Source organism: Micromonospora sp. CNZ286, assembly GCF_014207755.1.
Map to the genome: position 1 here is coordinate 2845836 of NZ_JACHIZ010000001.1, position 17981 is coordinate 2863816.

At 75.4% G+C, this 17981-nt stretch carries 13 protein-coding genes; 7 read left to right on the forward strand and 6 right to left on the reverse strand.

The genetic code is table 11. The features are described 5' to 3' along the window. Positions 1-261: 261 nt before the first annotated feature. From FHX31_RS12780 to FHX31_RS12795, 4 genes are all read right to left on the reverse strand, one after another. Positions 262-762, reverse strand: a complete 501-nt coding sequence (locus FHX31_RS12780; protein WP_047892399.1) for a hemerythrin domain-containing protein — start codon at positions 760-762, stop codon at positions 262-264. 106 nt (positions 763-868) lie between these two features. Then, positions 869-2353, reverse strand: a complete 1485-nt coding sequence (locus FHX31_RS12785; RefSeq protein ID WP_114920533.1) for a S8 family peptidase — start codon at positions 2351-2353, stop codon at positions 869-871. Between the two features lie 148 nt (positions 2354-2501). After that, entirely contained in the window at positions 2502-3365 is an 864-nt protein-coding gene (locus tag FHX31_RS12790) for an NAD(P)H-hydrate dehydratase (protein WP_114920532.1), read from the reverse strand. Further along, entirely contained in the window at positions 3349-4080 is a 732-nt protein-coding gene (locus FHX31_RS12795; protein ID WP_013476585.1) for a histidine phosphatase family protein, read from the reverse strand. Before FHX31_RS12795 ends, FHX31_RS12790 begins: the two co-directional genes overlap by 17 nt. Positions 4081-4215: 135 nt before the next feature. Between FHX31_RS12795 and FHX31_RS12800 the strand changes: the two genes are divergently transcribed. Beyond that, on the forward strand, positions 4216-4545 hold the full coding sequence (locus tag FHX31_RS12800; RefSeq protein ID WP_013286610.1) for a hypothetical protein: 330 nt from the start codon (positions 4216-4218) through the stop codon (positions 4543-4545). Positions 4546-4569: 24 nt separating this feature from the next. Here FHX31_RS12800 and FHX31_RS12805 read toward each other — a convergent pair whose 3' ends face one another. Then, a complete protein-coding gene (locus FHX31_RS12805; RefSeq protein ID WP_013286609.1) occupies positions 4570-5238 on the reverse strand; it encodes a response regulator in 669 nt (222 codons plus the stop codon). Beyond that, the gene (locus tag FHX31_RS12810) at positions 5235-6497 is read right to left on the reverse strand and encodes a sensor histidine kinase (protein WP_013476586.1); all 1263 of its coding nucleotides are present in this window, start codon (positions 6495-6497) and stop codon (positions 5235-5237) included. Before FHX31_RS12810 ends, FHX31_RS12805 begins: the two co-directional genes overlap by 4 nt. 187 nt (positions 6498-6684) lie before the next feature. Between FHX31_RS12810 and FHX31_RS12815 the strand changes: the two genes are divergently transcribed. From FHX31_RS12815 to FHX31_RS12840, 6 genes are all read left to right on the forward strand, one after another. After that, positions 6685-7359 (forward strand): ABC transporter ATP-binding protein, encoded by a 675-nt coding sequence (locus tag FHX31_RS12815; protein WP_013476587.1) that lies wholly within the window; start codon positions 6685-6687, stop codon positions 7357-7359. Continuing rightward, positions 7356-9653, forward strand: coding sequence for an ABC transporter permease (locus tag FHX31_RS12820; RefSeq protein WP_013476588.1), 2298 nt, complete (start codon positions 7356-7358; stop codon positions 9651-9653). The genes FHX31_RS12815 and FHX31_RS12820 overlap by 4 nt, the downstream gene beginning before the upstream one ends. Positions 9654-9728: 75 nt before the next feature. After that, positions 9729-13412, forward strand: a complete 3684-nt coding sequence (locus FHX31_RS12825) for a DUF4132 domain-containing protein (RefSeq protein ID WP_091327407.1) — start codon at positions 9729-9731, stop codon at positions 13410-13412. Continuing rightward, positions 13409-14512, forward strand: coding sequence for an ATP-binding protein (locus tag FHX31_RS12830; RefSeq protein ID WP_013476590.1), 1104 nt, complete (start codon positions 13409-13411; stop codon positions 14510-14512). Before FHX31_RS12825 ends, FHX31_RS12830 begins: the two co-directional genes overlap by 4 nt. Next, on the forward strand, positions 14509-16863 hold the full coding sequence (locus tag FHX31_RS12835; RefSeq protein WP_013476591.1) for a DUF5682 family protein: 2355 nt from the start codon (positions 14509-14511) through the stop codon (positions 16861-16863). Before FHX31_RS12830 ends, FHX31_RS12835 begins: the two co-directional genes overlap by 4 nt. Then, positions 16860-17972 (forward strand): VWA domain-containing protein, encoded by a 1113-nt coding sequence (locus tag FHX31_RS12840; protein ID WP_013286602.1) that lies wholly within the window; start codon positions 16860-16862, stop codon positions 17970-17972. Before FHX31_RS12835 ends, FHX31_RS12840 begins: the two co-directional genes overlap by 4 nt. Positions 17973-17981 lie beyond the last annotated feature (9 nt).

Below are 17981 nucleotides of genomic sequence, written 5' to 3' on the forward strand. Positions count from 1 at the left end.
ATCCTACCGGCCCGGCCGGGACCTGCGGGGTTGGGCCGCCCGTCCCGGGCAGGCCCGGTCGACACGGAGTTCTTCGACCGGGCCTGCATGACCGGCACCCGGGTCGGCCAGGGGCCCACTGACGACCCCCGCACGGTGGCCGAGGACGCGTTCGAGGCGCTGACGAAGGGGGAGCACAAGGTCGCCGCCGGCTCGCTGGTCAACAAGATCCAGGTGGCCGCCGGCAAGATCATCCCGGACCGGCTGAAGGCGGTGCCGGTGTCAGGCGACCACGGCGTCGAGCGACTTCTTCAGCGCCTTCGGGGCGGTCGGCGTCTTGGGCGCCTTCGGCCGCAGGTCGAGCATCCGCTGGCCGATCTCCTGGAGCGGGCTACGGCCGAGCGCCTCGCGGACCTTCGGGAACCACTCCTGCTCCTCCTCCTCGATGTGGTGCAGCACGTTCTCGATCAGCACCGTCGTCTTGGCGTTGAAGCGCTCGTCGCCGGCGTCCATCGTGAACAGCTCGAAGCAGAGCACGTCCGCGACGTGGTGCTCCTCGTACGACTCCAGGACGTCGTCCTCGACGTCGGGCACCAGCTTGCGGACCTCCGGGTACATCACCTCGTTCTCCAGGTAGGTGTGCACCGTGAGGGCTTCGAGGATCTGCCCGACGATCTTCCCGCGCTTGCTCGCCGGTCCCTCCTCGGCCTCCTGGAAGGCCTTGAACAGGCGGCGGATCTCCTTGTGGTCCTCCTTGAGCAGGACGATCGCATCGGTGGACACCGGTTACCTCCTAAGTCGGCTGACGGTGCCCCCCTACCCGGTGCCCCACCAGGACAAACAGACCGGGCCCGGCGTGATCGCCGGGCCCGGTCCACGCGGATACCTGTTACTTCACCGCGTTGTACGCGTCCACGACGCCGGCGCCGTAGAACCCGTTGCGGTTCCCGCCGGAGCAGGTCGCGTCGTACGCGTTCGGGCCCGCCGGGATCAGCGGCACCGGGTTGTAGACGCCCGACGGGCAGGACTTCGCCACCGCCGTGCGCTCCAGGAACGAGGCCAGCTGGCCCGGGGTCATGCCTGGGTGCGCGGACAGCGCCAGCGCCGCGACGCCGGTGGCGTGCGGGCCGGACATCGAGGTGCCCTGCTTGTAGCCCCACCCGTTGGTGCGGGTGGCGGTGTTGAAGGTGGTGGACAGGATGCCGTCGGCGGACGTCGAGCGGGCGCCCTGCGTCCGGAACCGGGTGTCGCCACCCGGCGCGGTCACGTCGATCACGCCCTGGCCGTACGAGGAGTAGTAGCTCTTCTCCCCGGTCGGGCCGACGGCGGCGACGGTCACCACGCCCGGCGCCTCGGCCGGCAGGTCGAGGCAGGCGTTGGTGAGGTTCTCGCGCTCCTCCGGCGTGCCGTTGTTCGGGCTGCCGGTGTCGGTGATCTTGTGGGCCAGGTCGTAGTTCGAGTTACCTGCCGACGCGACGTGCAGCACACCCTGGGACTGCGAGTAGCGCAGGGCCCGCTGCACGGCCTTCCACACCGGGCGCTGACGCGCGTCGTTGCGGCAGTTCAGCTCCCACGGGTCGATGTAGTAGCTGTTGTTGGTGAGCTGGAAGCCGTGCTCGGCGGCCCACATGAACCCGCAGACCGCGGCCTCCGGGAAGATGTAGCCGTCGTCGTTGACCACCTTGACGGCGGCGACCTTCACGCCCGGGGCGACACCGGTGACACCGACGCCGTTGACCGCGGCGGCGATGGTGCCCGCCACGTGGGTGCCGTGGTCGCTCGTGGTGGGGTTCCACGCGGCCTCGGCGGTGTTCGGGACGCCGCCCACACAGGAGGCGCTCTTGTCCTTGGCGATCTGGGTCGCCAGGTCCGGGTGGCTGCTGGAGATGCCGCTGTCCAGCACACCCACCACGACCGACGGGCTGCCGCCGGTCACGGCGTGCGCCTGCGGGACGCGGATCTGGGGCATGTCCCACTGCAGGTTGTAGAGCGGCTCGGCGGTCGGGTCGCCGGTGGCCGCGGCGACGGCGGCGGCCGGCACCTCGACCGTCTCGCCCTCGTCCAGGGCGGTGCCCAGGCCGGCGGTGGAGGCGACCGACTCGACGCCGGCGCCCGCCACCCGGGTGGCGAAGTCCGGGGCGGACGAGCGCACGACCAGCACACCGATCTTGTCGTACGCGGCCACCACGGTGCCGTCGGCGGCCGCCACGCGGGCGGCGGCCTTGGCGGTGCTGTTGCCCTGCGGGGCGAGCACGATGTACGAGGTTTCCGGTCCGACGGCCGCGGCCGGTGCCGTGCCGCCGACGAGGGCGAGCCCGGCGCCGAGCGTCACTGCCGACGCCGCGGCGAGTGTCTTGCGACGGAGGTTGTTCACACAGACTCCCAGGGGTTCGTGCGGGTGGACCGCACCCCTGAGCAGGCTGCGGTCCGGGCGGAGGCACGGCGAAGTACCGGCCTCGCCCGGACCAGCGCCACCGCCTCCCGGGGTGTTACACGTGGCGGGATCCCGGTGACGTGGATCGTCAGACGGTGGCGATCGTGTAGGGGATCTCGTCCAGCAGTTCCCGGGCGAGGAAGCCGATCCGCCCGTACCGGGGGACCAGCCGCTGCCCGCTCACCGCGTGCGCGAACGCCGCCCAGCAGGCCGCCTGCGCCGGGTCGGCGCCCCGGGAGAGCAGGCCTGCGAGCAGCCCGGCCCGCACGTCGCCGCTGCCCGAGGTGCCCAGTCCGGCGTCTCCGCTCTCCTCGCGCCAGGCCCGGCCGTCCGGCGTCGCGATGTGCCCGTACAGCGAGACGACCGCGTCGTACCGGCCGGCCAGTTCCACCGCCTCGGCGTCCAGGTCGTCGCCCGGATCGCGTCCCAGCAGGTGCCGCGCCTCGGTCAGGTTGGGAGTGAGCACCGCCTTGCGGCCGGCCCCGGCCAGCAGCTCCGGCGCGTGGCTGAGCGCGCCGAGCGCGTACGCGTCGAGCACCAGCGCGGTCTCCCGGCCGGCCGCGTCCAGGACCAGGCGCAGCAGTTCCCCGGTGGCCTCGATGTCCGTGAGACCGGGCCCGACCGCCACCACGTCGGCCTCGGCGACCAGGCCGCGGAGCAGGTCGCCCGGGTCGCCGCGTACCGCGCCGTCGCCGGTCTCCGGCAGGCCGATCACGAGCGCCTCCGGCACCTGGATGCTCAGCGACGCCGCAGTCGACTCGGCTGCGGCGAGCTGGAGCACGCCGGCGCCGGCCCGCAGCGCTGCCACCCCGGCCAGCAGCACCGCGCCGGGTGTGAACCGGGAGCCGCCGACCACCAGCACGGTGCCGCGCGCCTCCTTGCCGCCGGTGGGCACCGGCAGCGCCCAGTCCCGCAGCAGCGCGGGGGTGATCACGTCAGACCGGCTCGGCATTGACCTCGTCCTCCCTGGTGGGCTTCGCCCCCTGCAGGTGCAGGTGGGCGACGTCGTTGAACACCTCCGGCACGAGCCGGCCGGCGTCGTCGGCGTGCCAGGCGGTGACCGAGCAGTTGGCGATCACGTGCTCGCGGGTCAGCGCCATCAGCTCCGCCTCGGTGAGCCCTTCCACCAGGTAGCGCAGCAGGAAGACCAGCGCGTCGTGGCCGAACAGCAGCACCCGGCCCCCCTCGTGGTCGCGGCGCAGGTCGCCGAGCAGCGCCCGCAGCCGCAGCGCCACGTCGGTCCAGGACTCGCCGCCGGGCGGCCGGTAGTAGAACTTGCCGAGCCGGGTACGCCGCTGCGCCTCCTCCGGGTAGCGCCGGGTCACGCCGTGGCCGGTGAGCCCGTCGAGGATGCCCAGCTCCCGGTCGCGCAGCCGCTCGTCGACGCTCGCCGGGATCCCGGTGCCGTCGAGCGCCAGCTCGGACGTGCGCACCGCACGCAGGTACGGCGACACCACAGCCACGTCCGGCCGCCTCGACTCCGGCAGCCCGGCCAGCCAGCGGGCGGTCGCCCGCGCCTGCTCCTCGCCGGTCTGTGACAGCGGCACGTCCGCGTCCCGGTGGCTGAGGTCGATCAGCTCGGCGCCGGACGTCTCGGCCGCCGTGGCGGCCACGTTCGCCGTGCTCTCGCCGTGCCGCACGATCCAGAGCGATCCCAACTCCGCCATGCGGCTCCCGGTACCCGGGCTCGACCGGGGATAACCGTGCCGGACCGGCCCGGCGCGGGACTGCGCCGCAGTGCATCGACCCGGCACAATGTGCCACGACGCGGGACGGACGGTCCGGGTCCGAGGGAGGCGCACATGGCGACTGTGGTGCGGGGTCTGCGGGAGGCGCTGGTGCTCTTCCTGATCGCCACGGTGGTGATCGCGGCGGCGGTCGGCATCTGGGTAGCGGTCGGCGGCGGGGACTTCACGCACCGGCTGGGGGTGGCGTTCATGATCGTCGGCGCCGTGATCGGGATGACCGGCGACCTCACGCTGAGCCGCATCGGCATGCTGCCGGCCCGCTCCACGTTCGGCCTGGCGCCCGAGCGGGAGGACGGCGGCGGCGGGCGGGTGCTCACCGGCGTCGGCATCTTCCTGTTCGTCTCGGTGCCGCTGATCGTCGTCGGCGCGCTGCTGATCACCTGAGACTGACGGCCGCCGCCGGATCGGTCAGTCCTCCGGCGAACCGGGACTCACGAGGCCCGTCTCGTAGGCGACCACCACCGCCTGGACCCGGTCGCGCAGACGGAGTTTGGCGAGGATCCGGGCGACGTGGGTCTTCACAGTCGCCTCGGACAGGTGCAGCGCCTCCGCGAGTTCGGCGTTGCTCAGGCCGCCGGCCAGCAGGCGCAGGACCTCCGTCTCGCGCCGGGTCAGCGTGGCCAGGTCGCGGTGCACAGTCGCCGTCTGCGGGTCGCGGCGGGCGAAGCGCCGCACCAGCCGGCGGGTGATGGCGGGTGCGAGCAGCGCGTCACCGTCCTGGACCATGCGTACGGCCGCCACCAGATGTTCCGGCGTCACGTCCTTGAGCAGGAAGCCGCTCGCCCCGGCGGCGAGCGCGGCGTAGACGTACTGGTCCAGGTCGAACGTGGTGAGGATGATGATCCGGGGCGCCGCGACGGCCCCGGTGAGGATGCGGCGGGTGGCCTCGAGGCCGTCGAGCTCGGGCATGCGCACGTCCATGAGCACCACGTCGGGCCTGGTGCGGCGGACCGCGTCCACCGCCTCCGCGCCCGTCGCCGCCTCGGCCACCACGTCCACCCCACCGGCCGTGAGGATCATGCGGAACCCGGTACGGACCAGTGCCTGGTCGTCGGCGACCACCACTCGTACCGTCATGTCGCCTCCCACGGGATCACGGCCTCGACGTGGTAACCGGCGCCCGGCCGGGCGCCGGCGCGCAGCGTCCCACCGTAGACGGCGAGGCGCTCCCGCAGCCCGATCAGGCCGCGCCCGCCCGACACCCCGGTGGCGGCCGGTACGCCGGGCTCGGTGTTGCCGACCTCGATCCGCAGGGTCTCCGGCGAGTACTCGACGACGACGGTGCCGGCGGCGCCGGGCGCGTGCCGGACCATGTTCGTCAACGCCTCCTGCACCACCCGGTACGCCGTCAGCCCGACACCGGAGGTGACCGGCCGGCGCTCGCCGGAGATGGTCAGCCGTACCGGCACGCCGGCGTCCCGCATGCGTTCGATCAGCTCGGGCAGGCCCTCGATCCCGGGCTGCGGGTCCTCCGGGTCGTCCGGTTCGGACTCGGCCAGCAGGCCCATGACGTGCCGCAGCTCGGTGAGCGCGGACCGGCCGGTCGACTCGACGGCGAGCAGCGCCTCCCGTGCCTGATCCGGTGCGGCGGCGAGCACCGTCCGGGCGGCACCGGCCTGGATGACCATCACGCTGACGTGATGCGTCACGACGTCGTGCAGTTCCCGGGCGATGCGGGCCCGTTCACCGGCGACCGCGTCGCGCAGCGCCTGCTCGTGGGCGCGGGCCTCGGCGGTGAGCCGCCGCCGGTCCTCACCCGCCCGTCGCCGCCACACGTGGTGGCCGCCCGCGGCGGCCACCAGCGGGGCCAGCACGACGAACGGCAGGTAGCCCGCGGACACCGTGACCGGCATCAGCTCCCGGAGGCCCAGGGCGAGCAGCGCCACCGCCGGGACGGACACCAGCGCCGGCAGCCGGTACGGGCTGTGCGCCGCCGCGCTGTAGACGGCGACGAGGCAGGTCAGCACCACGCACGGGTACAGGGCCGGCTGCCGTTCCCCGTCGGTCACCAGCACCAGTGACGCGGCGGCCATCGTCGCCCAGAGCACCGCGAGCGGATACCGGCGGCGCAGCACCAGCGGTGCGCACATGACGAAGACCAGCAGCAGTGCCCCGAGCGTGGACCCGGGCTGCGCGGGCTGCATCTCCGGCGGGACCGCCAACGGGGGCAGCGGCAGTGGCGGCGGCAACGGCGGGGGCGGCACGCCGACGTCGTCAGTGGCGGCCTGGAAGCACACCAGCCCGAGTGCACCCGCCAGCGCCGCGTCGAGCAGCAGCGCCCGCCAGCCCGGCCTCGGCAGCGGTCCCGTCGCCACGATGCCTCTCACGAGCCACATTCTCGCCGCCGTACGCCGGCCGGGGCATCGGTCACGGTGTGCAGTGCGACTACATCGCAGGGATGACCCCGGGCGAAGATCCGCCTCCGGCGGTACGGGTGGTGCGTTGCCGGACCGATGCCCAGGCCTCGGATCCGCCCCTAACGTCACGGCGTCCAGTCGACAGGCCTGACCCGAGGGGCGACACATGACCGATCCGGTGATCGACGTACGCGGGGTGACCCGCCGCTACGGCGAGGGGCCGCCCGCGCTGCACGACGTGTCGCTGACCGTCCGGCCCGGCGAGTGCGTGGCGGTGCTCGGCCCGTCCGGCAGCGGGAAGTCCACACTGCTCAACCTGCTCGCCGCGCTGGACCGGCCGGACGCCGGCACGGTGACCGTCGCGGGCACCCGGCTGGAGAAGCTGGGCGAGGCCGCGTCGGCCCGGTTCCGGCGCGCACACGTGGGCCTGGTCTTCCAGTTCTTCAACCTGCTCGACGACCTCACAGTGCTGGACAACGTCCTGCTGCCCGCCCAGCTGGCCGGCGCACCGGCCCGCGCGGCGCGCGAACACGCGACCTCCCTGCTGGACTCGCTCGGCATCGCCCGGCACGCGCACGCGTACCCGGGACGCCTCTCCGGCGGTGAGCGGCAGCGCGTCGCCGTCGCCCGCGCCCTGATCAACCGGCCCGCGCTCCTGCTGGCCGACGAGCCGACCGGCGCGCTGGACACCGCCTCCGGGGAGGACGTCCGGCGCCTGCTCGACGAGCTGCACCGCAGCGGCCAGACCATCGTGCTCGTCACCCACGACCTGCGGCTGGCCGAGGCGTCCGCCGGCCGCACGATCCGCCTGCGCGACGGCCGGATCGAGGTGCGACGGTGAGCGGGCTGCGCCGGGTCGTCCGGTCCGGCGTACGGCGCCGCCGGGTGCAGACAGTCGTCGTCGGCCTGGTCACCGCCGCCGCCGTGACCGCCACGGTGCTCGGAGCCGGGCTGCTCGTCGCGTCGCAGGCGCCCTTCGACGACGCGTTCGCCGCCCAGCGGGGAGCACACCTGACCGTGCGGGCGGACTCCAGTGCGGTGACGGAACCACAGCTCGCCGCGTCGGCCTCGGCGCCGGGCGTGGTGGCCGCCGCCGGTCCGTACCGGGTGCTGGTGGTCGCCTTCACGGAGCGCGGCGGGATGCGGACACCGCCGCTGACAGTCGTCGCGCGCAGCGATCCGGGCGGCCCCGTCGACCGCATCGAGCTGGCCGGCGGGCGGTGGCCGACCGGTCCGGACGAGATCGTGCTGAGCGGCGGAGCGGTCCGCCTGCCGCCCGGATCCCGCCTGACCACACCGGGCGGCGGCGAGTTCACGGTGGTCGGTACGGCCCGGTCGATCAGCGACACCGTCGGCGCCTGGGTGCTGCCGTCCGCCGTCGGCCGGCTCGACGGGCCGGACACGGCCGACGGGTACCAGATGCTCTACCGGTTCGCGGACGCCCGCACCGCGACGGAGGTCGGCGCCGGACGGGACGCCGTGGTCGCGGCGCTGCCCCCCGGCGCGGTCACCGGCGCCCGATCCTGGCTCGACGTGCGGCAGCAGGCCGTCGAGGACGCGGCCGTCTTCGTGCCGTTCCTCGTCGCGTTCGCGCTGCTCGGCATCGTGATGGCGCTGCTGGTGGTCGGCACTGTGGTCGCCGGGACGGTCGGCGCCGCCACCCGCCGGATCGGCATCCTCAAGGCGCTCGGCTGCACCCCCGCGGGCATCGTCCGCGCCTTCGTCGCGCAGACGCTGCTCCCGGCCGCCGTGGGTGCCGTCGCCGGAACGGTCACCGGGAACCTGATCGCGCTGCCGGTGCTGGCCGAGACCGAGCAGGTCTACGGCTCGGCGAACACCACCATCGCCTGGTGGGTGACGATGCTGGCCACCGGCGGGGTGCTGGCGGTGGTGACGCTGACCGCGTGGACGGCCGCGCTGAGGGCGGGCCGGCTCCGTACCGTGGACGCCATCGCGGTCGGACGGGCGTCCGGTCCGGCGCGGGGCCGGTGGGCGTTGCGCCTGGCCGCGCGGCTGCCGGTGGCCAGGCCGGTGGGCCTCGGCCTGGCCCGCCCGTTCGCGCGGCCGGCGCGCACTGTCGCGATCCTGCTGGCGGTCGCGACGGGCGCGGCGGCGGTGACGTTCGCGACCGGGCTCGCCGCGTCGCTGCTGCGCATCCAGACCGCGCTCACCCAGGACGTCGCTGACGTCACTGTGAACGGCGACCCGGACGCCGGACCGGCCGCCGCTCCCACCGCCGATCCGGCCGCGGTGCTGGCGGCGATCGACGCCCAGCCGGGCACCCGCGCCAGGTACGGCCTCACGCAGGCACCGGGCGCCGTCGCGGGCGTCGCCGACCCGGTCTCCGTCACGACGATCACCGGCGACGCGGCGTGGGACGGCTTCGAGATGGTGTCCGGACGCTGGTTCACCGCACCCGGCGATGCCGTCGTCGGCGGACCCCTGCTGACCGCGACCGGAGCCCGGATCGGCGACACCGTCACGGTCCGGATCGAGGGCACGCCGGTACGCCTGCGCGTCGTCGGCGAGGTGTTCGAGTCCGCCATGGCGGTGTTCACCGGTACCGCCACGCCCACCGGCCGGAACCCGTCCGAGTACCGGATCGCGCTCGCCCCGGACACCGACGCCGGCGCCTATGCACAGGCGCTGACCGGCGCACTCGCCGGCCGGGGCCTCACCGCGCGGCCGAGCGGCGCGGAGACCGACCCGCTCCTGCTGGTCGTGGAGGGGCTGACCGCCACGCTGACCCTGCTGCTCCTCGCGGTGGCCGCGCTGGGCGTGCTCAACATGCTCGTCCTCGACCTGCGCGACCGGGTCCACGATCTCGGTGTGTACAAGGCGCTCGGCATGACGCCGGGCCAGACGATCGCGATGGTGGTCGCCTCGGTCGCCGCCGTCGGTCTGGTCGGCGGGCTGCTCGGCGTACCGGCGGGTGTGGCGATGCAACGGCTCGTCGTCCCGGCGATGGCCGCCAACGGCGGACTGCACCTGCCGGAGAGTCTGCTCGACGTGTACGGGCCGGTCCTTCTGGCGGCGCTGGCGCTGGGCGGGCCGCTGACGGCACTGCTCGGAGCGCTGCTGCCGGCCGGGTGGGCGGCCCGGACCCGGACCGCGACGGCACTGCGGAGCGAGTAGCGCGCCCGGCGGCGTCGCGGGTGTCGGTGGGGCCGGTTATGGTCCCCGCACACTGCGGGCGATCAAGGAGACGGTGTGCGCAGATTCGAGTTCGTGGGCGGCGGTTCGGCCAAGTTCTGGGAGGTCGGGCAGAGCGACGCGACGGTGACGGTCCGCTATGGATCGATCGGCGCGCAGGGCCGCACCCAGGTCAAGGAACTGGGTGCGCCGGCCGAGGCCGCCGCGCACGCCGACCGGCTGATCGCGGAGAAACTGCGCAAGGGGTACGCCGAGACGACCGCCGCGTCCTCCGCCGGGCACACCGGAACGCCCGCCGTCGAGCCGGCTGCGCCGAGCCGCGACCCGGAAACGGCCGGTGCCGATCCGGCCGCCGCCGGTTCGGCCGGTAGCGTCCCGGCCGGGGCGCCGTCGGCCACATCGCAAGCCGGCGAGCTGCCGGACGAGGACGCGTTCCAGGTTCCGGCCGCCTGGCGGCGGATGCTGGTCCCGCGCCGGGGCGGCACACCCGGCCCGGGCCTGCCGAGCGCCGCGAAGGGCCGCGCCGCCGGCCGCAAGGTGCTGGACTCGGTGGCCGCACCGGTCGCCGCCACCGCACGGGCCACCGACGATCCGGAGCTGGGTCCGGCGCTGCGCGGCTACCTCGACGGCCGGCCCGGTCCGCTGGGCGGGGCCGCGCTGGTGGCGGCAGTGGCCGTGGCGCTCGGCTATCACGCACGCGACCAGCAGGGGGTGGCCCTCGCCGACCTGCTGGCCGCCGATCTCGGCCCGGCCGGAGCGGCGGTCGCCGCGACCGAGCAGATCACCGTGGCGGCCACCGGGTCGGCGTCTCCGCTTTCGCTGGGCCGCGCCGAGGTGAACAAGGCGCACAACTACGGCCACTGGCGCCTGCGTCAGGGGGTGCTACGCCGGGTCCGCGCGCATCTCGCGGCGGCCCGCGAGGCCGACTACGCAGCGGCCCGCGCCGCGCTGGTCCCGTACCGGTCCGGGCCGCTGGCGGCGCGGGCGGTCACCTCGTTCCTGCTGCCGACCGAGCGGGAGTGGGTGGCCCAGGACGTCGCCGACGTGGCGCGCGAGGGGGGTCCGCTGCTCGCGGAACTGCTGCTCGGCGCAGTCGACGACGTGGACGCGATCCACAACCTCGCCGGGCACCTGCAGGTCTACCGGCTGATGTACGACCAGGCGCCGATCGTCACCGCCACCGCGGCGGTCGGGCCGCCGATCGCGCCGGTGCTGGCCGGGTGGTTCGACGACGAACACGTCGGCGCGGACGCGCGGCAGCGGCTGGTGTCGCTGCTGGCCGCCCTGCCCGGTGACGAGCCGATGGCGGCGCTGCTCGACCGGCTGGACCGTAAGTACGTCCCGCCCGCCATGACGGAGATGCTGCGCCGCTTCCCGGTGCGCGGCGTGCGCCTGGTGTCCGCGGCCGCCGAGGGGCGCAGCCCGGCCGCGCGGGAGGCCGCCACCCTGTTGCGCGCGCACGTGCTGGCCAACCCGGCCGCCGTCGAGGAGGCGCTGCCGATGCTTGATCCGGCGCGGCGGGAACGGGTCGAGCGGATCCGCGACGACGCGTCCGCGCTGCCGGTCGCCGCGCCGGACCGGCTGCCGCCGGTGCTGGTGACGCCGCCCTGGACGGTCCGGCGCCCACGAGCCGACCCGCCGGTGGTGGGCGGGCTGAACCGGCCCACCGGGTCCGCGACGGCCTGGCTGCCGGGGGAGCGGGGGCGGTGGGCCGCGATCGTGCCCGGCTGGTCCGGCTGGTGGCGGGGCGACGACCTGAGCGTGTTGGCCGCCGAGGTCGCCGCCGGGCGGGCCGGATCGTACGAGGCGATCCACTTCTTCGTCCGGGCCACCGAGGAGCTGGCCCGGCCGCTGCTGCCGTCCTGGCGGCCCGACGAGTCCTGGGGAGCCGACGAGTGGATGTCCCGCCTCGCCGGCCGGTACGAGCTGGACGCGCTGCCCGCCGCCCTGCACCTGGCCCGCACCGCGCCGAAGAGCGTCGGCGAGGTGCTGCTGCCGTACACCGACGGTGAGGTCGCCGACCTGATGGCCGACTGGCTCGACCGGCTCAAGACGGGCCGCCCGGTCGCCCGCGCCTGGCTGCGGCGGCACCCGGAGTACGCCGTGCGGGCGCTGCTGCCGGCGGCCCTGGGCGCGCCCGGCCCGCGTCGCCGGGCCGCCGAGCGGGCGTTGCGGCTGGTCGCCGCGGAGCACCGTGGTGTGCTCCTCGGTGTGGCCCGGGAGCACGGCGAGGAGGCGCTCGCCGCCGCGACGGCGATGCTCGACGCGGACCCGCTGGCCCAGCTCCCGGCCCGGATGCCGAGCCTGCCGGCGTGGCTGGACCCGGCGGTGCTGCCGCAGGTGCTGCTGCGGGACCGCTCCGCCGCGCTGCCTGCCGACGCGGTCCGTCACCTCTGCACGATGCTCGCCATCTCCCCGCCCGGCGAGCCGTACCCGGGGGTGGAGGTCGTCCGCGCGGCGTGCGACACCGACTCCCTGGCGGAGTTCGCCTGGGCGCTGTTCGAGAGCTGGCAGAGCGCCGGTGCGCCCTCGAAGGACGGCTGGGCGTTCACCGCGCTGGGGCTGCTCGGCGACGACTCGACCGCGCGGCGGCTCGCGCCGCTGGTGCGGGCCTGGCCGGGCGAGAGCCAGCACACCCGGGCGGTGACCGGCCTGGAGGTGCTGGCGCAGATCGGCACCGACGTGGCGCTGATGCACCTCTACGGCATCTCGCAGAAGGTGAAGTTCCGGGGCCTGCGGGACCAGGCGGCGCGCAAGGTGACCGAGGTCGCCGACGGGCTGGGCCTGACGCCCGAGCAGCTCGGCGACCGCCTGGTGCCCGACCTCGGGCTGGACGCCGACGGCAGCCTCGTCCTCGACTACGGGCCGCGCCGGTTCACAGTCGGCTTCGACGAGCAGCTCAAGCCGTACGTGGTGGACGGCTCCGGCGCCCGCCGCAAGGACCTGCCCAAGCCCGGCGCCCGGGACGACGCCACGGCGGCGCCCGCCGCGCACAAGCGCTTCGCCGGCCTGAAGAAGGACGTGCGCACGCTCGCCGCCGACCAGATCCGCCGCTTCGAGGCGGCCATGGTGACCGGGCGGCGCTGGCCGGCCGCCGACTTCCGCCGCTACTTCCTGTCCCACCCGCTGCTCTGGCACGTCGTCCGCCGGCTGGTCTGGGCCACTGTGGACGACGCCGGTCATGTGGTCACCGCGTTCCGGGTCGCCGAGGACCGCACGCTCGCCGACGTCGACGACGAGACGTACACGCTGCCGGACGACGCCACTGTCACCATCGCGCACCCGCTGAGCCTCGGCGCGGCGGTGCCGGCCTGGGCGGAGGTGTTCGCCGACTACGAGATCCTCCAGCCGTTCCCGCAGCTCGGCCGCGAGGTGTACCGGCTGGACGCGGCCGAGCGCGCGGAGACGCTGCTGCGGCGGCACGCGGGTGTCACGGTCCCGGCCGGGCGGCTGCTCAGCCTGGAACGGCGGGGCTGGCGGCGCGGCATGCCGCAGGACGCCGGCATCCAGAGCTGGCTGGAGCGCGAGGCCCCCGGCGGCCGGGCCGTGGTGATCGACCTCGACCCCGGCATCGCGGTCGGGGTGGTGGACATGTTCCCGGACCAGAAGATCGAGGCGATCTGGGTGAACGACGTGCCGCGCGGCGACTGGTTCCGGCGCGGCGGCAAGGTCCGCCTCGGCGACCTCGACGACGTCACCCTCTCCGAGGTGCTGCGCGACCTGGCGGAGGTGACCCGGTGACCGCGCTCGATCCGGCCGCCGAGCGGGCCCAGCGTCCCCCGGCCGAGGTGCGGTACGCCGGCGAGCTGGCCGCGCTGGCCGCCGACGACAGCGACCCGCGCCCGCCGGGCTGGCGGCTGAGCCTGCGCGCCGCCCGCCGGTTCATCCTCGGCGACCCGGCGGCCGGGGTCCGGCGCAAGTTCGTCGGTGACCCGTCGCTCATCGACCGGGCGCTTGTGGCGCTGGCGACCAGCCGCGGCCTGATGCTCGTCGGCGAACCCGGCACCGCCAAGTCGCTGCTGTCGGAGCTGCTCGCCGCCGCTGTCAGCGGCGACTCCACGCTGACCATCCAGGGCGGCGCGGCCACCACCGAGGACCAGATCCGCTACTCGTGGAACTACGCGCTGCTGGTCGCCGACGGCCCGTCGCCGCGCGCGCTGGTGCCGGCGCCGCTGCTGCGCGGCATGGCCGAGGGGCGGGTGGTCCGCTTCGAGGAGATCACCCGCTGCCCGCTGGAGGTGCAGGACTGTCTGCTCTCCCCGCTGTCGGACCGGGTGCTCGCCGTTCCGGAGCTGCCGGGCACCGACGCCATGGTGTTCGCCCGCGAGGGCTTCAACGTGATCGCCACCGCGAACACCCGGGACCGGGGCGTCAACGAGATGAGCGCCGCCCTGAAGCGGCGGTTCAACTTCGAGACCGTCTTCCCGATCCCCGACCTCGGCACCGAGCTGGAACTGGTCGAGGCGGAGGCGGGCGAGTTGCTGCGCCGCTCCGGCGTGACCGCGCCGCCCCGGCGGGACCTGCTGGAGGTGCTGGTCACCACGTTCCGGGAGCTGCGGACCGGCATCACCGAACGCGGCGACGCGATGGAGCGGCTGTCGGCGGTGATGAGCACCGCGGAGGCGGTGTCGGTGGCGCACGCGGTCGGGCTGCGCGGCTGGTTCCTGCGCGGCGAGTCCGGCGACGCCGCCGACCTGGTCGCCTGCCTGGCCGGCACCGCCGCGAAGGACGACGCGGAGGACCTGGCCCGGCTGCGGCGCTACCTGGAGCAGCAGGTGTCCCGCCGCTCCGGCGCGCAGTGGCGGGCGGTGCACGACGCCCGGCACCTGCTGCCCGGGTGAGCGCCGTCGAGGCGCCCGGCGGCGTCACGTTCCTCGGCGTCCGGCACCACAGCCCGGCCTGCGCCCGGCTGGTCGCGGCCACGGTGGCGCGGCTGCGCCCGGCGTACGTGCTGGTGGAGGGGCCGGCTGACCTGAACGGGCGGATGGACGAGCTGCTGGGAGACCACGAGCTGCCGATCGCCGTGTTCACCGCGCACCGCGACGGCACCCGGCGGCACGCCTCCTGGAGCCCGTTCTGCGCGTACTCGCCGGAGTGGGTGGCGCTGACCGCCGGGCGGGAGGTGGGCGCGCAGCTGCGCTTCATCGACCTGCCTGCGTGGCATCCCGCGCTGTCCGACCGCGCCAACCGGTACGCCGACGCCGACCAGCGGTACGCCGAGGCGGTGCGCCGGCTGTGCGCCACGCTCGCCGTGGACAACGTGGACGCGCTCTGGGACCACCTGTTCGAGATCGGCCCGGACGACGGGCTGGCCGAGCGGCTGGACACGTACTTCGACGTGCTGCGGGGCGAGTCGGCGGCCGGGGCTGACGACACCGCCCGGGAGGCGTACATGGCCCGCTGGGTACGCGCCGCCCGCCGCCGGGCCGCCGGCCGCCCGGTGCTGGTGGTGACCGGCGGCTTCCACCGTCCCGCCCTGGTCCGGCTGACCGTCGGCCCGGACGGCGCCGATCGGCACGGCACCGGCCCTTACGGCACGGGCCCGGACGGCACGGGCCCGGAGGAGGACGACTGGCCGGAGGTGCCCGCCCCGGCTCCGGACGCGGTGGCGGGCAGCTACCTCGTGCCGTACTCGTTCCGGCGCCTGGACGCGTTCGTCGGCTACCAGTCCGGGATGCCGTCACCGGCGTACTACCAGCGGGTCTGGGAGGACGGCCCGCGCCGGGCCGCGGAGGCGCTCACCGAGGCGGTGGCGGCCCGGCTGCGTACCCGGCGGCAGCCCGTCTCCACCGCCGACCTGATCGCCGCCCGGAGCATGGCCGGCGGCCTGGCCCGGCTGCGCGGGCACGCCCACCCGGGCCGGGTCGACGTGCTCGACGGGCTGGTGTCCGCACTGGTCACCGACGCGCTCGACCAGCCGCTGCCGTGGGCGACCCGGGGCACGCTGGCACCAGGTGCCCACCCGGTGGTGGTGGAGATGGTGGCCGCGCTCAGCGGCGACCTGGTGGGCCGCCTGCACCCGGACACGCCGCTGCCGCCGCTCGTGCACGACGTCGACGCCGAGCTGGAACGCCACCGGATCGATCCGCACGAGGCGGCCGAGCTGGACCTGACAGTCGCCGGCGACCTGGCCCGCAGCCGCCTGCTGCACCGGCTGCGGCTGCTCGACGTACCCGGTCACGTCCGCGAACGCGGCCCCCGGGTGGGCGCGGACGCGCTGCTCACCGAACGCTGGTCGCCCGCGCCGTCGGCGGACCGGCTCGCCCGGGTGATCGAGGCGGGCGGGTACGGGCCGACCGTGCTGGACGCCGTCACCGCCCGGATCGAGGAGCGGGTGACGCTGCTCGGCGCGGACGTCGACGCGCTCGCCATGACGCTGTTCGACACCGCGCTGGCCGGGCTGCCCGAGCACTCCACCCGGACGCTCACCGCGATCGCCCGTGCCACCGGCGCGGTCACCGACCTGCGGGCGCTGGGCCGGGCGCTCGCAGTGGCGCTGGCGCTGTGGCGGCACGATCGTCTCCTCGGCAGCGCCGGGACCGCCCCGCTGGGCGCGCTGATCACCGCCGCCGTACGCCGGGCGCTCTGGCTCGTCGAGGGCGTGCGCGCCACGGCCGCGGCGGCCGACCCGGGCCGGCTCACCGCGCTCGTCGCGGTCCGGGACGCGGTTCGCCACGCCGGCCCGGCGCTGGGGCTCGACCGGGACGGTGCGCTGGCAGTGGCCGGGCGGGTGGCGGCCGACCCGGCGGCCCCGCCGGACCTGCGCGGCGCGGCGCTGGGTCTGGCCTGGTCGCTGGGGGACGTGCCGGACGCGGCCCGCGCGGTCCGGGCCGTGGCCGCACCGGACACGCTCGGCGACTGGCTGTCCGGGCTGTTCGCGCTGGCCCGGGAGGAGGTGGTCAGCGGCGACGCGGCGCTGCTCACAGTGGTGGACGAACTGCTCGCCGCGATGGGCGCGCACGACTTCCTGGTGGCGCTGCCCGCGCTGCGGCAGGCGTTCGGCTGGTTCCCGCCCCGCGAGCGGGCGGAGGTGGCCCGGCACGTGCAGGCGCTGCACGGCGGCGACGCGCCGCCCGGTGACCTGCTGCGGCTGGACGCCGACCCGCTGCTGGTGGCCGCCGCCCGCGCGGTGGAGGAGCGGGTCGACGCGGTGCTGGCCCGGGAAGGGCTGTGGGAGGGGGACCGGACGTGACCGACCCGATGCGGGAACGCTGGCGGCTGGTACTCGGCGACGCCGCGCAGGACAGCCTGGGCGGCCTGTCTGCCGAGGCCGCCGGCCGGGACGCCGCGCTGGACTGGCTCTACGGCAGGGACGCGGAACTCGGCCGCCGCGACGTGCGGCGCGGCGGGTCCGGCCCGTCCGCGCTGACCACTGTGGACTGGCTGGACGGGATCACCCGGCTGTTCCCGAAGGAGACGGTGCAGCGGCTGGAACGCGACGCGGTCGAGCGGTACGGCATCCACGAGGTCGTCACCGACCCTGCGGTGCTGGCCCGGGTCGAGCCGAACCCGGCGCTGCTGCGCGCGGTGCTGCGCACCAAGCACCTGATGGACCCGCAGGTGCTGCGGCTGGCCCGCAAGCTGGTCGAGGCGGTGGTGCGGCAACTGGTCGAGCGGCTGGCAGGGGAGGTGCGGCAGTCGTTCTCCGGGCCCCGGGCGCGCCGCCCCAGCCGGTTCCGGCAGGCCCGCAACTTCGACGTACGCCGCACCATCCGGGCGAACCTGGCGCACTGGCGGCCGGACGAGCGCCGGCTGCACGTCCGGCAGCCGCACTTCTTCTCCCGTACCCGCCGCCACCTGGACCGCTGGCAGGTGATTCTGCTGGTGGACCAGTCCGGCTCGATGCTCGGCTCGGTGATCCACGCGGCGGTGACCGCCGCCTGCCTGTGGGGGCTGCCCGGCGTGCGGACCCACCTGGTCGCGTTCGACACCGACGTGGTCGACCTGACCTCCGACGTGGACGACCCGGTGGAGCTGCTGATGAAGGTGCAGCTCGGCGGCGGTACCGACATCGCCCGCGCGGTCGCGTACGGCGCGCAGCTCGTGGAGAACCCGCGCCGGTCGATCGTCGCGCTGGTGTCCGACTTCTACGAGGGCGGCGACGCCGGACGTCTGGTCCGGTCGGTGAAGCAACTCGTGGAGCAGGGCACGCACGTGCTCGCGCTCGCCGCGCTGGACGAGGAGGCCGACCCGGCGTACGACCGGGCCACCGCCCAGCGGCTGGCCGACGTGGGCGCGGCGGTCGGCGCGATGACGCCGGGCGAGCTGGCCGCGTTCGTGGCCGAGCACGTGGGCCGGTAGGGGGACCGG